We start from the raw sequence: 18583 nt of genomic DNA, 5'->3' as shown, positions 1-18583 counted from the left end.
TAAGAGATGATACCTTATAAAATGTGGTTCGCCGGAATTCGTGACTATGATAATACGGTAATGGATTTGTCGGGCAGACAGGAACATATATTGATTACTGGACCTAATGGGGCAGGGAAATCGACGATCACGTATTGCATGGGAGCGGTCTTGTATTCATCCAAAGTAGAACTGGAAGGTTTGAAATCCCGGAATCTGTTACCCGATCATACATGGAATGCACAGATCCGGTTGTTATTTCGCAACGAAGGGGACATGAAGATCGACGCTCCTGAATGGATTGAATTTGCGATATATATTTCGCAGGAGCCCGGATCAGGCCAGCCCATCAAGCGGGAGTATGTTGTATATTCTGGGGATCGTCCTGGAGAGTGGTTACACGAAACACGATATAGCTCAGGGGATCGGCAATATAATTTTACGGCATATAAAAGAGATCTGGAATACAAATATAAAATTGACCCTGATTTATTCTATTTGATCTGGTATCAGCAGGAGGTTAATCAGTTCGCGGTTATGCATTCGGAGGAAAGATTTCGGATATTTGCTGAGATGCATGGTATAGATGCAGTGCAGCGAAACTGGGAAGAAAGTGTGGAACAACTGCAGGAGACAAGGCAAACGCTGATTCAGGCTGAAACCAATGTGAGTAACAAAAAACAGTGGTTGCATATACAGAAGTCCAGTTTGGATCGATATGAGGATAACCGGAAACGTCTTCTGGAAGGTGGGAAATTATATGCTTCCTCCTTGCTTCAACTGGAGGATTACTACAAGCGTGAAGAAAAGGATCTCAAGGACCAGTTGGAACAACTTGAATTAGATCGGGAGAATTCGGAGGATCAGCTTGCTCGCATCAGGCTACAAGTAACACAAATACAATTGAGGCAATCGGACAGCGAGCAACAGATGCAAGCTCTCACGGTTGAACTGCAGCAACGTTCTAGCTGGCAAGAGGAGTTAAATGTTGAACAGGCACAAATGGTGGAGGTTATCCAGCGTTTGGAATCTGATCTGGCAGCAATCCAACAGGAGCAGCTACGGATTACCCGGACAGAGAACGAGGTGCAGCTACAGCTGGATCAGGTCGGTAAACAGTTGCAGAAGCGTAGTCTGGAATATGAGCAGTTACAGAATATGTTAAGCGCAGCTGATGATCGAGTTACCCAACATATCAAGGCAATTGCGTCACTGGAAACGGAAGCTGAACGAGATCGAGAGGCTGAACAGGAGCACAGTGATTATTTGCAGCGGTATACCGGAAGTTATCAGGTACTGGAAGAGATGACAGTGCTGGAAGAGCAACTGAATGTGAACAAGGATCTTAAACGTGATCTGCTGCATCAGCGACAAGAGCTTCTGGATGAAAGGGAACGTCTTGCATCCAACCGGGATTGGTCCAGCCGTCAGCGTCAATCTTTGAGCTATTTCGATAAACGCGGGGTTCAGGCTTATCCGCTGCGAGATCTTGTGGAGATGGATGAAGAAGCTTCGCTTCAATCTGAGGAATTACTTGAACCCATTAAATATGCCGTGTTTTTTGATGGTCGATATGCCAGTGTCCCCAATGATCTGTATCATGTGCCATTGAACAGTGTGATTCCGGATAAATCAGTGATGAGAATTCCTTCTCTTCACTTGAAGGTGAAGCCAGGTTTGACTGAGGAATTATTGCCTTTTGCAATGAAAGCCCTATGGTGGGTAGAACAGTTTTTCCATGAATTCGAGCCCAGAATTAAAGAAGGTGTTTTGTTGGATAGCATGGGCATCCGAGGACCGCAGGAGGAACGAAGGTACATTTTGAGTGAACAGGCTCTTGTGCTCCGAAGGGCGCAATTGGAGAAAAATATTACAATTCTGATGGAGAAGGTTGAACGGACAGATGGAGTCATCACACGCCTAGCCAGTAGACTACAGGAACTAAACTCTATACTGCCTATGATGAAGCGTGCAGAGGCATTCATGACGCGTGTACATGAACGCAATCATCGTAGAGACAAGCTGATGGAGGAAAATAGCTTGCTGGCGGCAGAACAACAAAGCATCCGGGAAATGAAGAAGCTGGAGTCCGGTATCATAAAACAACTTGTACAATTGGAAGAAGAACTTCGCGTATTGCAACTGGAAGCTGACTTTTATGTACGTCTCGGTAACCTGAAGGGAAAATACGAACAATTGAATGTAAGCCAGCGCAGATTGGCTGATCTGAAGGCTCAGATTGGGGATATTCAAGATCAGATGAAGGAGTATGAGGATCAGCAGGATGCAATCAGCATTCGCTTACGGCGGTTGAAGCGTGAAGATCATGATGCGCAGGCCCAATTGGAATCCGAGACGAATAAGCTGAATTGGATCAATAAACAGATGGAGAATCGTCGGGAGTCGTTTGTTACCGTAGAAGCGGAGCATGTGAATATCATTTTGGAGATTGAGGATTTTAAAGGGGTTTCTTCATTACTAATGGAGCAGGTTCTCGAGGAATTGCAGATTTTGCAATTGGATGAAGGTCAGGATATAGAACAGTCATCTCGTACAATACCTTCCCTTTCCCAGATTCGAATGGGCTATGAAACGGGGAAAACGAAGTATAATCACGCCCGTAATGAAGCCAACATTGATCCAGCAGCACCGGAAAACTACAGGGTAGTGAAAGAGGAATTTGAACGACTTCAAGATGAATACAAGCGGACCAAACTGTTATTTGAACAAGATGAAGAGCGGACCATTCAATTAAAGGATCAACTAGAGACAACGATACAGATGAGGGTCCTTGAGATCCAACAGCAATTTCGTTCGTACATGACGCTATTTCAGTTCGAAGGCGAAATCAACTGGGAGCAATATGCGGACAAAAAAGGGAGAACCCACTTTCATCTGTATATCCGTGCACGCAAGGAAGGACATCGAGGAACGATGGAAGATGTGAGTCTCAAGGCACGCGGAGGACGAGTTGGAAAAGGGGTATCGGGTGGAGAAGAGTCTCTGAGTTCGTTGTTATTCGCACTTGCGTTGTTGCGTAACTTGCAGACAAGCCCAGGCTTCATCGTGCTTGATGAGTTCGACAGTGCATTGGACGAACAACGCAAGCTGAAGGTCTTCGATCTGTATCATAGGGAACTGTCACGGAAATTAATTATCCTGACGCCCAAATCTCATGAGAATACCTATCTGGATCGATTCAAAAAAGCGTATGTTGTTCACCATAATCCGATTCTTACTCGAAGTAGAGTCGCAGGTATAAAGGTGTAAAGGCAAGAAAACAATAAATTTCAATGTGCAGAGCAGTTTGTACGTGAATAATTACCAAAATGATGATAAGAAACCTATAGTCGATTCCGGGCTTGCCCGGAATTTTGGTGTATTCATTTATAATAAAACCCCAAACTTTGAAGGTCCTTACCGTGTTAATTAAGTAGCGGCTGTATCTCAATAATATTCTCATGGGAGGAAGGGTCAGATGATTACACCTACAGTGGCTGGTCAGGAAGAGGCTCAATTATACGAGGAGTTGCGGCGTGCGATCGATGAATTCGAAGAGGGCGAGCAGCGGCAAATAGTTCTGAGTCGGATGGTCAGACTGCTCAGGTTCGCCAAGTGGCGCAAAGATCGGATGCGCAAGATTGATACATACTGCCAAAGGATCAAACCCGCGACACTTTGGATCATACTAGCCACAGGAGCTCTTGCGCCGGTCTTGTTATTTAGCGTGTTCATCTGGGTGTCGTTGTGGGTGGAATGAAGCTGTAGTGAAGGAGGAAAGGTGTGAAAGAAAGATCGCTGCGGTAGTTTATAGTGAATTACTGTGTCTGCTGCTCGTTATCCAATCGATGAATCAGGAAGGCTTCGTATATCACGTATCTGGTTCGAGTGAGGAGCTAGCATTATGAGTGAGGCAGTGACGAGTGTAAAGGTTTATCTAGAGCGTCGCTGCCTGACAAAGTTATAAACCATTACTTTCACATATTTATGCAAATTGCTGAAATTATTCTGGTAACAACGTCCTATAACTTATAATCTGTAAGGTTTAATGCCTGAAATTTATAAAGACTTTGTGCTCATTTCTTATATGTCATATACACGATTCAGAGAAGATGGACTATAATGATTCTACTTCTTTGGAAAAAAGAGGATAAGATTAGGATATGAAATCCCTATTATTACATATGAAAGAGCCATGTATCGTACAAGGCCCCAAAGTTTTAAAAGTTAAAATTTCTTATAAACTACTTAAGAGGTTTGATGTCTTCGGGCAATGAGCCTGTTTTGACTTCATAAGTATCATAATCCACCATTTGAGATATTTCTTGGGTCTTATTTCCTTTTACGTACCCTGTCAGTGTGACACCGTATGAGACAAGTCAGATGGAATGAACTTGTGGCCTGTAAACTCAACATCAATTCCATAGGTTACTTTAAAGTAAGCTAGGCTTGCGATTTCGGATTTTTGTACAATTTCTTTTTGCTCGTTCGATATGCAACCGTAAAATACAGTGATACTTAAACTAATCATTATTAATAGGGTTAGAGGTGTACGAAATTTAATATTGAGCATAACCACTACTCCTTACTGGAACCTACTTAATTTTTTTGTCAAGTAACTCTTTCGGTACAACGGCTGTTTGAACTTCGAACGTGTCATAATCAATAAGGATGGTGATTTCAGTTTCTTTATTATTTTCAACATGTCCACTCAAACTGATATTGTGACTAAGATCTTTTGGTAGAAATTTATGATCAGTGAATTCCACTTCAGTATTATAGTGATCAATAAAGTATTGATGACCCACTTGAGTTGCTTCTTCAATAATTTTATCTTGATTCGGCATAGAATTACATCCTCCCAATATAAGGGCTAAGATTATAAGTGTAATAGATACAAATTGAATATTTTTAAAAATATTCTTCAACCTCCTATATATGTGAACTTAACACTTTATAATATACTTTAACTTTTTAGTTCAGTAAACAGAGAGGAGTTTTTATGGATAACTATATAACTGATAAAACATATAAGGAAATTTCGGAACTGGCCTATCTTAATTTAAATGAAGGGGATTACCCTGATACGCTGGATTCAGCTAGTTGGAAAGTGGTTGAGCCAGATGGAGCAAAATTGCACAGAAAGTCTGGGTTCGACGCAATTGTTTTAAAGAATGATCTTACAGATCAGATTGTCATCGGTTATCGCGGAACTGAACCAGAAGGGAAGTTGACAGATAAATTCGCGGATTGGGAGACAGATGCTTTTGATGTCGTAGGAGGAAGAACGAGAAAGCTTGAAGATTCCATAACCGACCCAGAGCGGCATAATATCTTCAAAAATAGTCCTTTTAAACTCATGATGGATAATACAAGTTGGGAAAACAATCAGTTTCATCAAGCTGAAGAATTGTATGAGGCAGTACAGAAAGCATACCCTGATTCAGATATTTCGCTAACAGGGCATTCTCTTGGTGGTGGTTTGGCTCAATATGTAGCTGCTCGTCATGATGTGTCTGGTATGACGTACAGTGCTCCAAGTGTAATGAATCTGCTGGATGATATAAGTTTGGCTAAAGTGAATGAAGGTCACTTTGACAACAAAATGGTTAATGTGGTTCATCCGAGTGATTCTGTAGGAGCTGGCGGAATAAGTGAATATGATAGGCACGTTGGACTTACGGTGTACAAGGGACAGGATTTTGACACTGCTAATGCGATGTATCAGAACTGGAAGTTTCAATTACAGTTAAAGGTCCCTTTTCAACCTCTCGGTGCAGGCTCGCCGATGTTGGTTCATGACGTTGGAATAGATATAGATCTAGATAAGCTGTACATTGGAAATATCGTTAGATTATTGGATTCCTTCTCGAAGGACGAAGGCAAGGGGTACCACTCCATGAAGCAATATGAGTTTGATAAGGATGGCAACTTAACTGGCCCGTTAATCGATCGGAGTACGGGAGAGACGCTTGATATTTCTCCAAGATGGACTGCACATCAGAAAGCAATAGCTGTGTTCTCTAATGTGATGTCTGGTGCAGTAGCTTCGTTTATATCCGGAGTAGGTAGTTCTGGTGGCGGTAAGATTCAATTAACACCGGAAGAATTAGCGCAGTCTGCTCGGGAAATGAGACTGAGTTTGAGCGGATTTTCCAACGATGCGCAAGCTTCTATTCAGATGTTCCAGACCCATATAGCAACGAGCGAAAGTCAGTCTTTTACACCGATTGCTTATAATGCAACAGCTACTTTGCAAAAAATTAACCGTTGGTACCAAGAGTCCATAAGTGAGATTGCAGATTATATTGAACGAAAGAGAGAAGATTTTGTAATCGCTGATCAGCAACAATAATAATGGGATTTATATAGATAGATTAACAGGAGGAAAGTAGACATGGGCAGAATATCCGTATCCCTGTCGGATCTACGAAGAGCCGTTCAACAATGCGAACAATTGCAGCAACGGCTTATACAACAGGAACAGAAGATGCGTACGATTCATGGAAGGTTGCAGCAGGATTGGGTAGGGACATCAGCATCGGTGCTAACTTTCAAGGTGCAGTCTTTTGTTGAAGGAGCTGCTGTGAGATTAAGTGAACTAGAAGCTCATAAAGAGGAATTGAAGCGATACATTCGCAAGATGGAAGAAGCGGACAGAGAAGATCAAAGAAATCGCAGCAGGATGCAGTAATTGTCTATATCTGCTCAAAAGTAAATAGTCAGATAGGAAGTAATCCTCCCACCTAACTATTTACTCCCTTGGGTAAGCAGTACTATAACTGATTAGTGTGTATCAGTATTATTCTTGTTCAATGTTTGAATTTTCTCTTGAATATACTGGTGGTAATCGCGGAAGCTGCTGATGTGATGCAAGGAATCAGAATTCTCGGACTGGATCTTAATTTTACCGTCCTGAGGCAATTTTTTCATCTCAGCAATGACGGATTTGGAACCTTGGATATCACCGGACATGTCCTGGATTCGCTGTAATAATGCTGGATGTCCTTCATGCTGGAGCATTTCGGCGAGCGGTCGCATTTCCTCCAACTTTTGGCTCGACCGTTCAAGTGTGGTCATCACTTTGTCTCCATCTGTACTTGCGCTAAACGAAACCATTCGGTGAATATGATCTTTCTCCATACGCTCAAGCGCCTCAAGATGGGAAGCTTCCAGTCGTTTGGGATCGCTCCAACTCTCCGACCGAACGGTGTCATTCTGCTGCTGAGAAGCATTATTCGCGGTGCCATTACCACAGCCCCATAACAGAGTTGAGCAAGTTAACACGGCTCCAACGGCGATGATACTTTTTAACCTCATGCTGTCACTCCTTCGATATTTTCCTGAAGGTAGTATGAGCTATAATATCCAAAATCATGCTTCATCTTGTGATAAATGTAGCAAATGATCCAAATAAGTGAAGTTACAATTGCAACGTTATGTAATGAGGTGAAGCTTTATGAATCTTTATACTAATAACATATGGCGCTGGACCATAAATCTTCTGTATCCCGCCATTATCTTTGTATTCCAGAGCTGGGGCCCGATATTGGATTCTTGGACAGGTCCTATTTTGTTCGTCGCGGTGTTCTGCTTTCTATGGAGCGATGTGAAAGACTTGTTCGTCTCGACGGGATTGACATGGTTTATTGCCATCCCGTGCTGGTGGTATTGGATTGAACGTCCGAAACCATCGTTCGGTGCAGAACATTTTGCCGCACATCTATGGTTAATTGTACTTATGTATATTGTCTTTGTGCTCATTCCTCAGACCTTAATCCTAACTACTCGGTTGCGGGTGATGCATTATTATAAGAAGTGAAAGTTAGTTGAGAGAAGGCGGCCGTTGGCCGTTTTTTTAAAATAAAATGAACGCATGGGAGAGAGTTCATTGTTAAGCAAAGATATAATAAGAAGTAAAGAAGAACGAAAAGATACATCTTTCCTTACTGGATCATGCAGTTGTCATTGTTATGGATCGCTGCATGGATGCTGGTAAATTACTTCGGGGCAGCACTATCTGACATACTATTTCTACGATAATTAATTGTTTATAGAGATTCAATTTTAAGGAGAGGTTAATCTATGCCCAAGACAAGCAACCGTAAACGGGTAGCGTACGTGTTGTTCTTTGTATTGGTCGCTCTGTTTTTGATCCGCTCTTGTGGTCCGTAGGACATCGACACAATCTTAAGCGAAAAAGGTATTCCCCCAGAACAGGTAAAGCTAGTTACACCTATTGAAACGCGAACTCAATTGGTATTATATCAAGATCTCACTACGAATAACCTGACTCCTGCTTTGATCCAGCAAAAGATGTGGTTCTCCGAACTGGCCAGAATAGGCGGTGGTCTGCAGGATAATCCGGTCGAGCCGCTTTCTTCTCATATATCAGGATACGAGGAGTCTAAAGGCAAAATGATCTATATTATATACGGGTATCTCCACGATGCTGACATTACCCAGGTGCACATTCGCTACGAACCAAATCTGGCATCTTCACGGTTGGAAGCGGAAATCGTGGAATCATCTTCCGATCAATCCAGCGGCAGGTTGTGGTATGCGGTAATCCAGCAGCCGATTCACGAGATGATATGGGACATAAAAGGATTGAACGACGAAGGTCACGTCATCTACTCATCTCTCGATAGTGAGGATTAGGAAGCAGGCTGGCTTATGGAATGGAAACTTCGCAGTCACAGATCCGCATGACCCGAACTGCAAATGAACGACATCTTAAACTTAAAACCCCTTATCCGTCGTATCATACGGACAAGGGGTGTTTCACGTTCTTGCTATACTTTCCGTTTATATTTACCTGTATACGGAATAGTGAGATGAATTTTTAATTCCTGAATCGAGTCTTCGGTAAGCATCATCTTGCTCCCATTGTTGGATAACTTACGCCAGAGTTTCGGATTTTTGCGATATAGCTTCTCCTGAAGACCGTAAATATCCACACCACGCTCAAGGCCGTGACGATAGGTCTGCATGATCTGCTCCCGTAACTTCACTTCACTAATCTGGATCATCTCTTCATAAGAGGTGGGCACCAGGTATTCGTACAGGGCGGTGAGGTATTGGGCGTCAATGTTGAACGTAACGTCTTCTCCATGAATGACAGGTTTAATCTTGATCTTTGGCAATCCTACACTGAGTGCCCCATAGATCGTTCCATCCTTCTGCACAAGCAAGGGAGCACGCCGCATGTCCTTGATTAGCCAGTGATAACCGGGAAGCTGACTGCGTGGAAAGTATTCAAAGTCATAGCCAGTCTTTTCGAAAAAGGCCCCTTCCACCAGAAACAAATCATGTTTCTTCTCATTCTCAGCCCACTGGGTATCGTTCAATGCAATACTCGGCAGATACGTCGTTGTAGCGGGATCATTATGTGTTGCAATGAGCTTAAAGCTAAGCACAGGCGGGTACAACGATTCTTCCATGTACGTGGGGAGCGGATTGTGAAGAATGCTGTCCAAGGGCGACATATTATAGATGGACGTTGCACTTAGGATTTTCTCCAGAGGCTCTCGTGTTCCGTACACCCAGGTTGTATAACGGGATTCTGGAAACCGTCCCAGCATGTCGAACACTTCTTTGATATGTTTGCTGGTGAGCACACCTTCGGCCATAACGATGGCTGTCACATGCCCCCAAGCCATGTGTAATTGAGCCGTACGGAACAATTCGTTTAGCGCCAGACTCATGGTTTTCCCTTCGGCATGTCCAACCCATACAGGCGGTGTCTCGGCACTTTTGGTTGAACTTTCACTTTTGGCGACACTGGCAAAATCCAGCGTTTGTACATACAGGTGATACATGCCGTCCTTATAATCAATTCCAAAGGCTTTGGCGTAGTCTACCTGTTGGATTTCAAAGGCACTCCAGCACCCACTCGTCATCACGCACATCGATAGGCTTAACAGACCCAGCAAACATCGCTGTAACAAGTGTTTCATCGTCCGTTTCCTTTCTTACGCGGTTCTTGAGTCTCAAGATAGACGGGTCTTCGTTTACCTAACCCTTTTGGCAGTTTGAATAATGAAGCTATCGCTTGTTTGAGATGAAGCGGTGTTAACGGCGTGAGATACGGAATGCCAAATGATTTGAGATCGGTCAGGTAGATGAGGAACAGAATCAACGACAGGATGAACCCATAGATGCCGAGGGATGCCCCCAGGACAAAACAAAGGAACCGCAGGATCAGCACAGAACTGGTCATGACCTGATTCACAATGGTTGCACCAGCTACGACGGTAACTGCAATGATGACAATCATGAGGGGAGAGACCATGCCGGCTCGAATGGCGGAATCCCCGATGATCAAACCTCCAACGACAGTTAATGTCTGGCCGATGGCACTTGGCAAACGTACCCCCGCCTCTCTGAACAGCTCCATTAGCAGCATAATGAGAAACATCTCCACTCCCGATTCCATCGGAAGTCCCATGCGTCCAACCGATATCGTCGCGACTAGAGGAAAGGGGATCTGATCCATATGAAAGGATGTCAGCGCAATATAAAAGCCAGGCAGGAACACGGTGATCATCAGGCCAAGAAAGCGCAGCATCCGCCCTACGTTGACAGGCAGGAAGGGAAAGCTGGCATCCTCCGGTGATTTCAGCAAAAGAAACAGATTAACTGGCCCAATAATGGCACTGGGATTGCCGTCTACAATGAGGATAAAACGTCCATTCAGGAGACATTCTGCAGCAAAGTCAGGCCTGCCCGTATAATGGGTGACGGGAAACAAAGTAATCTTCGAAGGCGACAGCAATTCTTCCAGTTCATTAGCGGTCAAGATTCGTTCGGTCTCAATTTTACGCAACCGATCCTGAACGTCTTCGATCAGTTCCGGATTGGCAATATTCTTAATATACATCAATGCCACCTTGGTTGCAGAACGTGAACCGATCAGTTCGATATTACAGGCCAGCTGGGACGTACGCAGTCGGGTGCGTATCAAGGCAACATTGACGGCAAGGGGTTCAATGAATCCATCTCTTGCCCCGCGGATCGAAACTTCGGTGGTCGATTCCTCTGGTGTTCGAGTAGGGATGTTAGATATATCAATACTCCACATGGTTTGCAGGGAAGGAATACAGATCAACATATGGCCTTCAAAAACACGGAGAGACATCAGTTCAGTTCCAAATGCCGGATCTTGCAGATCCATTCGGGTCCAATCCAGGCTGATGCACTTTTCAATGTCCGATGTACGAATAAAGTGTGTATTTTCATATGTTCGTTTGAGTTCCGGGAGAATAATATCGTAGATCGCTTCACTATCTACCATACCGCTGCAATAGGTCATAAGGAGTTGCATCGGAGGTTCTCCGATCATATGACTATTGATGATGACATCATCAGATCCGGCAAAAAAGGTATTCAAGTTGTGCTCGTTCATTCGGAACGGTTCAACGTCAGGATTATTCTTGGGTTGAGTTGAGATCGGCACGTTTGGGAGCCTCCTTGTCCTTTTTATGGATTAATGCGGCAATGGTCAATATTACGGTAACGATGGATACATAAGCGAGCATGACCGGGAACTGAATATGATCCACGTAATAGTCGACGTAATCAATGCGCCACCATTGCATCGCCATGAAGCTCATGAGGACGGTGATGGTGAGAATCGCGATATATCGTTTCTTCGGCCTGCGGAAATTCAGCAGATCCACGATGAGATACATGGATATAGCGACCCTTGCGAAAGAACCACTGAGCCACTGATAGATGGACAAAAAATCAACGTGCTGCAGCAGCTTGCCTATATTCACAAGTTTCCATTGCTCATAGGGACTGTTTCGTTGTTTTGCTGCTTCTTCGGGACCGAATTCCACGATGGCTCCGATCGTTGGTCCTATCGCCATACTGAGCATAAACACGCCGAGGATCAGGACATACCACCAACGAATCTTGCCTTTGACTTCATGTTGGAACAACATAAGAATCCAGATCTCCATAAGCCCGGCTAAGGAGTAAATCATGCCCCGCCACACGGGACCCATGCCGTTCTCCATAATCGGGAACAATAGACCGTAGTCTTTATATTTCATATTGGCGGACATTACAAAATAACCAAGCAAAATCACAAAGGGCAGCAGCAGACTGGAAGTCATCGCAATGGAGCGTATGCCTTTAGCCGCTGCCCATGCTGCAACCAGTGCTCCGCCACCTGCCAGAACATAGGGAGGCGTAAATTGAAGATATGTGGACACGGTCCAGTTAGTTGTCTCATACAGCGTATGCGTGCCAAGCGTGAACAGCAGAATGGAAGCGGAGATTCGGAAGATCCAGGAAGGGACCGCACCGAATTCTCGCGTGATCCAATCTGTTAATCGCTGTCCACGTACCCGCCGAATGATGATATACATCATACATAGAAACAACATGAAAAAAGGGCCAGCCGCCACGACAGACAACCATCCGTCTCTACCGCCAGCTTCGAGAATTGCTGGGATGGACAAGACATGGCAGACCAGTCCGGCACTTAATAAAATGATGGAAAAGGACAACCAGATGGTAATTTGACCTTTTTCACGACTCATGCGAATCCTCCTTTCCAATGAAGGAAGTTTCCGTTAGGTTGTACAGCATATAGGAAGTTGATTCCTTTTTCAGATTTTTTCACAGAAAGCTGCAAACGAGATGGACGAGCTAGACAGAAAGCTTTAACATACAGATATAGCAATGTCGAAGACAAACACTGAGCGAAGCATAGAGAAATAGGGAGGAACCTACGATGACAAATACAACGAAGGCACCTGAAGAGACAAAAGTTGGCTTTATTGGTACAGGCGTGATGGGTAAAAGCATGGCTGGGCACATCCAGAGAGCAGGGTATCCGCTGCATGTGTACACGCGAACCGCTGCCAAAGCGGAAGCGTTGATGAAAGAGGGTGCCGTATGGCATGACACACCAGGCAAACTGGCTGCCGCGTGTGATGTCATCATCACGATGGTGGGGTATCCGAAGGATGTGGAGGAGATTTATCTCGGTGAGGATGGACTCGTAGCTAATGCCAAAACGGGGTCATATCTGATTGATATGACAACCTCAAGTCCGTTACTGGCTGCACGAATCTTTGAAGCTGCGGAAGCCAAAGAACTGCATGCACTGGACGCGCCTGTGTCGGGCGGTGATATCGGAGCGCAGAACGCCAAGCTGTCCATTATGGTTGGTGGTAGTTCGGAGGCCTTTGAAGCCGTGCGTCCGCTGTTTGAGCAGATGGGCAGCAACATTGTGCTGCAAGGCAAGGCGGGAGCCGGACAGCATACCAAAATGTGCAACCAGATTGCTATTGCCTCTGGCATGATGGGTGTATGCGAAGCACTTGCCTATGCCAAGACGTCTGGTCTGGACGCGGAGACCGTGCTGAAGAGCATTGCTACCGGTGCAGCCGGAAGCTGGTCGCTCAGCAATCTCGGTCCGCGTATGATCGCAGGCGATTATGAGCCTGGATTCTATGTGAAACATTTTATCAAAGACATGGGAATTGCACTGGAGTCTGCAAAGGCGATGGGCATGAAAACGCCTGGGCTCGCTCTGGCCGAATCTCTGTATCGGGAAATAGCGAATAATGGTCTGGAAGAGAAGGGTACTCAGGTACTCTACACCTATTATCTTCAGGCTTAACATCAAGAGAACAGCAGCGTATTCTTTTTCTATTCAGGAAAGGGTTGCGCTGTTTTTTTTCAATTTTGCGGTTTGTTTATGCGTCTAAAGTCACGGAATTGGTTAAATGTTCATATATACTTTGCGTATTGGAGAGATTTTGATCGTTTTCCCTTTATTTTTACCCCGCTTTATCCGACATAAGTAATAGAAGTTTACATAATGAATGTGTCAAAGGATGTTATTCCTCCTGTAATGGTCACCCGTAACCCACACTATAATAGAACGGAGCTTGCCCATGTTCAAGAAAATCCTGTCTCTGTTCAAGACACAGCCAGAGCTTGCGAACCAGATTACAGCCTCCGCTTCAGCGCTACCAGCGACGACAACCATTCCCCCGCGTATGGTCCGCAGTAAGCGCAAGAAAAAAGCGGAAGGGGATTGGACACGCCAGCCGGAGGAGCCTAGTACAGCAGATCAACTGATTGGTCTTCCAAGTCAATATAAAGTGCTGAACGACCTGCTCGTTACCAATCCGAAGTCACGCTCCGGTTATTCGCAGATTGATCATGTTGTAATCGGTCCGCGGGCAATTTTCGTGATCGAAACCCGAAATCTGACGACAGGTGAGATTCGCGGCGGAAGAAGAGAGGCCAATTGGTCGGTCAGCAGCAGCCGGGTCAAAATGTACAATCCACTCATGCAGCATCGTGCACATGTGGAAGCCATCCATGCACACCTCGGAGACTACAAAAGAGTACGTCTCGTCTCCATGGTGACTTTCACCAACCGTTGCCGCATCAGTGTTGATCCTGCTGTGAGGTATGTGAATTCGGATGAATTAATCATCTACGATCATGAATTGGTGGAAACGATTCAGCGTAAGACGGAACGACTTGAGACTGAGGTTCCCGAAACCGTATTTCAAGAGAAGGATATCCAGGCGATTTACGCCCTGTTATCATCGGTCAATTCCACGGATCCTCAGATTCGGTCAGAGCATATGGAGAAGGCTAAAGGTATCAAATAATTTCGCTTCACGAACACTGTTGTCCATACGGGCGGCAGTGTTTTTGTGTTGCGGTGGTAGTTAATGTGTGCATAGTAAAAGGCTTTAGACACAGGTATATCGTCGTATACAACCGATTTTTAACTTATGATAGAATGTAGACCATGTCCAATTGTGTGAATCAAGCATGTTATATGAAAGGATATTTTTGTAAGTGGGTGTTCAAGTCTTGGAGCAGAGGTTAATGGTTCTCAGGAATATACATACGATAGGGGAAGATTATACGATGAAATGGAATTATATGATAAAGACGTTCACAGTTATGCTTGGTTTGGCAGCGATTCTGACAGCTTGTGGTGGCGGAGCTAAAGAGACGTCATCGCCGGAGTCTGCTTCCGGTACAGAAGTTGCTTCATCAGAAACAAGCAGCCCGAATGCTGCTGTAACAGAAACCGCAGCAACCAGTTCGAAGGGGAGTGAGGAGACAGGTTCAGCTACAGAAGAAGCTTCTTCAGCTGACGACGGCAAGATTGGAAAGGACTCCACGCTGGAAGAGTTGAAGCAGCAGTATGCGGATAAACATGGTTATATCCGTATCCCTCTGAATGATTATCCGGTACGTCGGGTTAGTGAGGAAGGTTCCAAAAATATTAATGTCGCCAATTATAGCGATGCCGTTGTGGACATGAATGCAGGGGTGCCGATTCACTCCGATTCGCAGCGGTTGATTGATGATGCCTTTCCTTTTTTTACAACCGTACAAGCACCTGATGAATCTTATGTAACCTGGGAAGAAGCAACCAATCTCGAACGTGCCATGGTGAAAACGCTGTTTATCGCCCGTGAAGGTCTGCTGATTACTGAGGATGCGATGAAAAATAAGGATTATAACAGTACATCGTTCCAGGATTCGATGGATTTCTTCAGGGTCACAGCTAAATTTGAATCTATGGCACCTGTTGCACAGCATCCGCGTGACATTACGTTGAGTACGCTATACGACAAAGCCCGCACGTCGTGGGGCAAGCTTGCTGCGATGGACCCGGAGCAGGATGAAGTGGCGTTTGCTGAGATGTACAAGACTACTAGGACTGATGCCAATAATGCGATGGGATTGCTTAATGTTCTGTTGTCTACGAATGAGGAAGAACGGGTAGAGGAGATTTACGGAAAGGAATAGTAATATTATTGAATAGAATTTGAATGAGTTGAACGAAATATATAAATGCTGAGGTATTTCATAGAACCCTGACTGCCGGGACGATCGGTGGTCAGGGTTCTATGTGTTGTGTGTGAGAGTGGAAATAAGAAAAGAGGTGTTGAGCAATTTTTTAAAATTCGCTTGAAACTATATCCAGAACGATGCGTATCATAAGGTATTAATTGTTTTTTAATGTAGAATATTGCCGTATTTCAGAGTATAGTTAAGGAATAATTTAACTTATATTCAACATGATGTAGACATGAAAGTTACTGAAAAATCTTGAAAAGAATGTACGGTACACCAGGTTGAAACTATTGGAGGTTGAGTATGAGTTCATTTAAAAGCTGGTTAAATTCAACAAAACAAGGACTTGAGGAGCAAGTTAAAAAGTTTAAAAATAAAGATTTTATGGATGCCGTGGTTGCAGGTTGTGCACTGGTTGCTTTTGCAGATGGTTCCATTGACGAAGCGGAAAAGAACAAGATGGCCGGTTATATCAACCTGAGTCAGGAATTAAAAGTATTCGATATGGCTGAAGTGATTACACGCTTTAATCATTATGTCGCGAACTTTGAGTTCTCTCCAGAGATCGGGAAGCAGGAAGCGCTGAAAGCCATTGGGAAATTCAAAGCCAAGCCGGATGTAGGACGCGTTATTGTGGGTGTATGCAGTGCGATTGGTTCAGCTGACGGCAACTTTGATGATCAGGAGAAAAGAGTCGTTGCCGAGATATGCATTGTACTTGGACTGAACCCGGGTGAATTCAATCTTTAAGTAGCTATTTTACATATGAAGGGAGGTGAAAATCAGTGGCAAGCATTAATTTGGTCAAAGGACAGAAGATTGATTTAACCAAAGGCAATGCAGGACTTACTGAGGTGATTGCTGGTCTCGGTTGGGACCCGGTAACTGCCAAAGGTTTCTTTGGAAGAAAAAAACAAGCGGATATCGATTGTGATGCATCGGCGATCATGTTGAATGAGGAAGGCAAGTTGGTTAAGGACTCCAACCTGGTTTGCTTCCACAACAAGCAAAGTGCATGTCGTTCGGTTATCCATTCAGGTGACAATCTAACAGGACAGGGAGACGGTGACGACGAACAGATCAAAATGGATCTGTCCCGTATTCCTGCTGATGTTCATAAAGTATTAATCGTTGTTAATATCTATGATTGTGTCAATCGCAAGCAAGATTTTGGCATGATTGAGAGAGCTTATATTCGTATTCTGGATGGTAAAAATTCCAGTGAGCTCGTGAAGTTCAATCTATCCGATAACTACACAGGTTCAACAGCGTTGATCTGTGGTGAATTGTATCGTCATGGAGGTGAATGGAAATTCTCGGCAATTGGAGAGGGTTCCCATGCGGTACATATCAACGAACTCGCTCGCAGGTACTCCTAAGTACAAGATTTAACCTAAATCGACAATAATCCTGATATTCATATGTCACGATAACTACAATACATTTAAATAAGCGAGGATGATCATAAGATGGCAATTAATCTCTCCAAAGGTCAAAAAATCGATCTGACTAAAACTAACCCAGGTTTGACCAAAATCACAGTAGGTTTGGGCTGGGATACCAATAAGTATGATGGCGGAAAAGACTTTGACCTGGATGTATCGGTATTCTGTGCCAATGCAAACGGTAAAGTAGAAGGCGAGAAAAACTTCATCTTCTTCAACAATCCACAAAATGAAAATGGTTCTGTTGTTCACACCGGTGACAACCGTACAGGAGATGGCGATGGTGATGATGAGCAGATCAATATCGACCTGCCTAACGTACCCGCCAATGTAGAGAAAATTGCATTCTCCATTACGATCTACGAAGCTACAGAACGTAGCCAGAACTTCGGACAAGTCTCCCGTGCTTATGTGCGAATCGTCAACGAAGCAAATAGCGAAGAACTGATTCGTTTCGACCTGGGAGAAGACTTCTCCATCGAAACGGGTGTAGTTGTTGGTGAATTGTATCGTCATAACGGCGAGTGGAAGTTCAGTGCCATCGGTAGTGGTTATCAGGATGGATTGGTTGGATTGACACGCGATTACGGTTTGCAATAGGACGTACAGAACGACTTACAGGATGGGAAGAACCGTCTCCTGGACGGTTCTCCTTTTCATTTAATCACATATCTTGGAAAGGTGGAAAAACAAATGACGATCAGTCTTGCCAAAGGACAACGTATTGACCTGACTAAGACGAATCCGGGCCTTACCCGTGTGGTGGTTGGTTTAGGTTGGGACACAAACAAATATAGTGGTGGAGTCGATTTTGACCTGGACGCTTCCGCTTTTTTGTTGTACGAAGATGGAAAAGCCAAAGGTACGGATGACTTTGTTTTTTACAACAATCCAAGCGGCGGTGCGGGTTCAGTGACACATACCGGTGACAATCGTACGGGGGAGGGTGACGGCGATGATGAGCAAGTTGTCGTTGATTTCAGCAAAATCCCTACGCACATTCACCGGATCGGAATTACGGTAACGATCTATGATGGAGATGGACGAGGACAGAATTTTGGACAAGTCTCCAATGCTTTTGTTCGTGTTGTAGATGCTGCAAGTGATCGGGAAGTGCTTCGTTTCGACCTCGGAGAAGACTACTCTACAGAAACCGCTGTGGTGTTCTGTGAGTTTTACCGTGCAGGTGCGGACTGGAAATTCCAGGCGGTAGGCAGCGGCTTCACCGGTGGACTATCTGCTTTATGCAAAAATTACGGACTGGATGCACAATAACATAACTTGGCATAGAAAGGTGATTCTGC

At 44.4% G+C, this 18583-nt stretch carries 18 protein-coding genes; 13 read left to right on the top strand and 5 right to left on the bottom strand.

Features of this window, described 5'->3' with window-relative positions; genetic code table 11:
- Positions 1-6 precede the first annotated feature (6 nt).
- Together AC6CIF_RS18415 and AC6CIF_RS18410 are read left to right on the top strand one after the other, a co-directional pair.
- Positions 7-3249, top strand: a complete 3243-nt coding sequence (locus AC6CIF_RS18415; RefSeq protein WP_498200923.1) for an SMC family protein — start codon at positions 7-9, stop codon at positions 3247-3249.
- A gap of 208 nt (positions 3250-3457) precedes the next feature.
- Complete coding sequence (locus tag AC6CIF_RS18410; RefSeq protein ID WP_498200921.1) at positions 3458-3739, top strand: hypothetical protein; 282 nt, start codon at positions 3458-3460, stop codon at positions 3737-3739.
- Between the two features lie 835 nt (positions 3740-4574).
- Here the strand turns inward: AC6CIF_RS18410 and AC6CIF_RS18405 are convergent.
- Positions 4575-4826 (bottom strand): hypothetical protein, encoded by a 252-nt coding sequence (locus tag AC6CIF_RS18405; protein WP_498200920.1) that lies wholly within the window; start codon positions 4824-4826, stop codon positions 4575-4577.
- A gap of 155 nt (positions 4827-4981) precedes the next feature.
- On the opposite strand from AC6CIF_RS18405, the gene AC6CIF_RS18400 reads away from it, so the two are divergent.
- Together AC6CIF_RS18400 and AC6CIF_RS18395 are read left to right on the top strand one after the other, a co-directional pair.
- Positions 4982-6334: a lipase family protein gene (locus AC6CIF_RS18400; protein ID WP_498200919.1), complete on the top strand. Its 1353-nt coding sequence runs from the start codon at positions 4982-4984 to the stop codon at positions 6332-6334.
- Positions 6335-6376: 42 nt separating this feature from the next.
- Entirely contained in the window at positions 6377-6673 is a 297-nt protein-coding gene (locus AC6CIF_RS18395) for a hypothetical protein (RefSeq protein ID WP_498200918.1), read from the top strand.
- A 92-nt stretch (positions 6674-6765) separates the two neighbouring features.
- Here AC6CIF_RS18395 and AC6CIF_RS18390 read toward each other — a convergent pair whose 3' ends face one another.
- A complete protein-coding gene (locus tag AC6CIF_RS18390; RefSeq protein ID WP_498200917.1) occupies positions 6766-7299 on the bottom strand; it encodes a hypothetical protein in 534 nt (177 codons plus the stop codon).
- A gap of 139 nt (positions 7300-7438) precedes the next feature.
- Between AC6CIF_RS18390 and AC6CIF_RS18385 the strand changes: the two genes are divergently transcribed.
- Both AC6CIF_RS18385 and AC6CIF_RS18380 read left to right on the top strand, forming a co-directional pair.
- Positions 7439-7801, top strand: coding sequence for a hypothetical protein (locus tag AC6CIF_RS18385; RefSeq protein ID WP_498200916.1), 363 nt, complete (start codon positions 7439-7441; stop codon positions 7799-7801).
- A gap of 434 nt (positions 7802-8235) precedes the next feature.
- Positions 8236-8640 carry a hypothetical protein gene (locus AC6CIF_RS18380; protein WP_498200915.1) on the top strand — a complete coding sequence of 135 codons (405 nt, stop codon included), beginning with the start codon at positions 8236-8238 and terminating at the stop codon, positions 8638-8640.
- Between the two features lie 134 nt (positions 8641-8774).
- Here AC6CIF_RS18380 and AC6CIF_RS18375 read toward each other — a convergent pair whose 3' ends face one another.
- Genes AC6CIF_RS18375 through AC6CIF_RS18365 form a run of 3 tightly spaced genes read right to left on the bottom strand, consistent with a single transcriptional unit; the run spans position 8775 to position 12530 of the window.
- A complete protein-coding gene (locus AC6CIF_RS18375) occupies positions 8775-9938 on the bottom strand; it encodes a Ger(x)C family spore germination protein (protein ID WP_498200913.1) in 1164 nt (387 codons plus the stop codon).
- Positions 9935-11437, bottom strand: coding sequence for a spore germination protein (locus AC6CIF_RS18370; RefSeq protein WP_498200912.1), 1503 nt, complete (start codon positions 11435-11437; stop codon positions 9935-9937). The genes AC6CIF_RS18375 and AC6CIF_RS18370 overlap by 4 nt, the downstream gene beginning before the upstream one ends.
- Positions 11409-12530 carry a GerAB/ArcD/ProY family transporter gene (locus AC6CIF_RS18365; RefSeq protein WP_498200911.1) on the bottom strand — a complete coding sequence of 374 codons (1122 nt, stop codon included), beginning with the start codon at positions 12528-12530 and terminating at the stop codon, positions 11409-11411. The genes AC6CIF_RS18370 and AC6CIF_RS18365 overlap by 29 nt, the downstream gene beginning before the upstream one ends.
- Positions 12531-12724: 194 nt before the next feature.
- Here AC6CIF_RS18365 and AC6CIF_RS18360 point away from each other — a divergent pair, with 194 nt between their 5' ends.
- The 7 genes from AC6CIF_RS18360 (at position 12725) to AC6CIF_RS18330 (ending at position 18554) form a co-directional block, all read left to right on the top strand.
- Entirely contained in the window at positions 12725-13618 is an 894-nt protein-coding gene (locus AC6CIF_RS18360; RefSeq protein ID WP_498200910.1) for an NAD(P)-dependent oxidoreductase, read from the top strand.
- Between the two features lie 277 nt (positions 13619-13895).
- Positions 13896-14627, top strand: a complete 732-nt coding sequence (locus tag AC6CIF_RS18355) for a nuclease-related domain-containing protein (protein WP_253430802.1) — start codon at positions 13896-13898, stop codon at positions 14625-14627.
- A 265-nt stretch (positions 14628-14892) separates the two neighbouring features.
- Positions 14893-15786, top strand: a complete 894-nt coding sequence (locus AC6CIF_RS18350; protein ID WP_498200909.1) for a hypothetical protein — start codon at positions 14893-14895, stop codon at positions 15784-15786.
- A gap of 351 nt (positions 15787-16137) precedes the next feature.
- On the top strand, positions 16138-16584 hold the full coding sequence (locus AC6CIF_RS18345) for a tellurite resistance TerB family protein (RefSeq protein WP_076253393.1): 447 nt from the start codon (positions 16138-16140) through the stop codon (positions 16582-16584).
- A 35-nt stretch (positions 16585-16619) separates the two neighbouring features.
- Positions 16620-17213, top strand: coding sequence for a TerD family protein (locus AC6CIF_RS18340; RefSeq protein ID WP_315938033.1), 594 nt, complete (start codon positions 16620-16622; stop codon positions 17211-17213).
- 90 nt (positions 17214-17303) lie between these two features.
- Entirely contained in the window at positions 17304-17879 is a 576-nt protein-coding gene (locus AC6CIF_RS18335) for a TerD family protein (protein ID WP_062837432.1), read from the top strand.
- A 93-nt stretch (positions 17880-17972) separates the two neighbouring features.
- Positions 17973-18554, top strand: coding sequence for a TerD family protein (locus AC6CIF_RS18330; protein WP_482072723.1), 582 nt, complete (start codon positions 17973-17975; stop codon positions 18552-18554).
- Positions 18555-18583 lie beyond the last annotated feature (29 nt).

Source organism: Paenibacillus sp. GQ49 (genome assembly GCF_059759055.1).
This window is presented reverse-complemented; position numbering and strand designations above follow the sequence as displayed.

Excerpts from the sequence above, each read along its gene's own strand:
- AC6CIF_RS18415 (WP_498200923.1), top strand. The coding sequence starts at position 7 with ATGATACCTTATAAAATGTGGTTCGCCGGAATTCGTGACTATGATAAT.
- AC6CIF_RS18410 (WP_498200921.1), top strand. The coding sequence starts at position 3,458 with ATGATTACACCTACAGTGGCTGGTCAGGAAGAGGCTCAATTATACGAG.
- AC6CIF_RS18405 (WP_498200920.1), bottom strand. The coding sequence starts at position 4,826 with ATGCCGAATCAAGATAAAATTATTGAAGAAGCAACTCAAGTGGGTCAT.
- AC6CIF_RS18400 (WP_498200919.1), top strand. The coding sequence starts at position 4,982 with ATGGATAACTATATAACTGATAAAACATATAAGGAAATTTCGGAACTG.
- AC6CIF_RS18395 (WP_498200918.1), top strand. The coding sequence starts at position 6,377 with ATGGGCAGAATATCCGTATCCCTGTCGGATCTACGAAGAGCCGTTCAA.
- AC6CIF_RS18390 (WP_498200917.1), bottom strand. The coding sequence starts at position 7,299 with ATGAGGTTAAAAAGTATCATCGCCGTTGGAGCCGTGTTAACTTGCTCA.
- AC6CIF_RS18385 (WP_498200916.1), top strand. The coding sequence starts at position 7,439 with ATGAATCTTTATACTAATAACATATGGCGCTGGACCATAAATCTTCTG.
- AC6CIF_RS18375 (WP_498200913.1), bottom strand. The coding sequence starts at position 9,938 with ATGAAACACTTGTTACAGCGATGTTTGCTGGGTCTGTTAAGCCTATCG.
- AC6CIF_RS18365 (WP_498200911.1), bottom strand. The coding sequence starts at position 12,530 with ATGAGTCGTGAAAAAGGTCAAATTACCATCTGGTTGTCCTTTTCCATC.
- AC6CIF_RS18360 (WP_498200910.1), top strand. The coding sequence starts at position 12,725 with ATGACAAATACAACGAAGGCACCTGAAGAGACAAAAGTTGGCTTTATT.
- AC6CIF_RS18355 (WP_253430802.1), top strand. The coding sequence starts at position 13,896 with ATGTTCAAGAAAATCCTGTCTCTGTTCAAGACACAGCCAGAGCTTGCG.
- AC6CIF_RS18350 (WP_498200909.1), top strand. The coding sequence starts at position 14,893 with ATGAAATGGAATTATATGATAAAGACGTTCACAGTTATGCTTGGTTTG.
- AC6CIF_RS18345 (WP_076253393.1), top strand. The coding sequence starts at position 16,138 with ATGAGTTCATTTAAAAGCTGGTTAAATTCAACAAAACAAGGACTTGAG.
- AC6CIF_RS18335 (WP_062837432.1), top strand. The coding sequence starts at position 17,304 with ATGGCAATTAATCTCTCCAAAGGTCAAAAAATCGATCTGACTAAAACT.
- AC6CIF_RS18330 (WP_482072723.1), top strand. The coding sequence starts at position 17,973 with ATGACGATCAGTCTTGCCAAAGGACAACGTATTGACCTGACTAAGACG.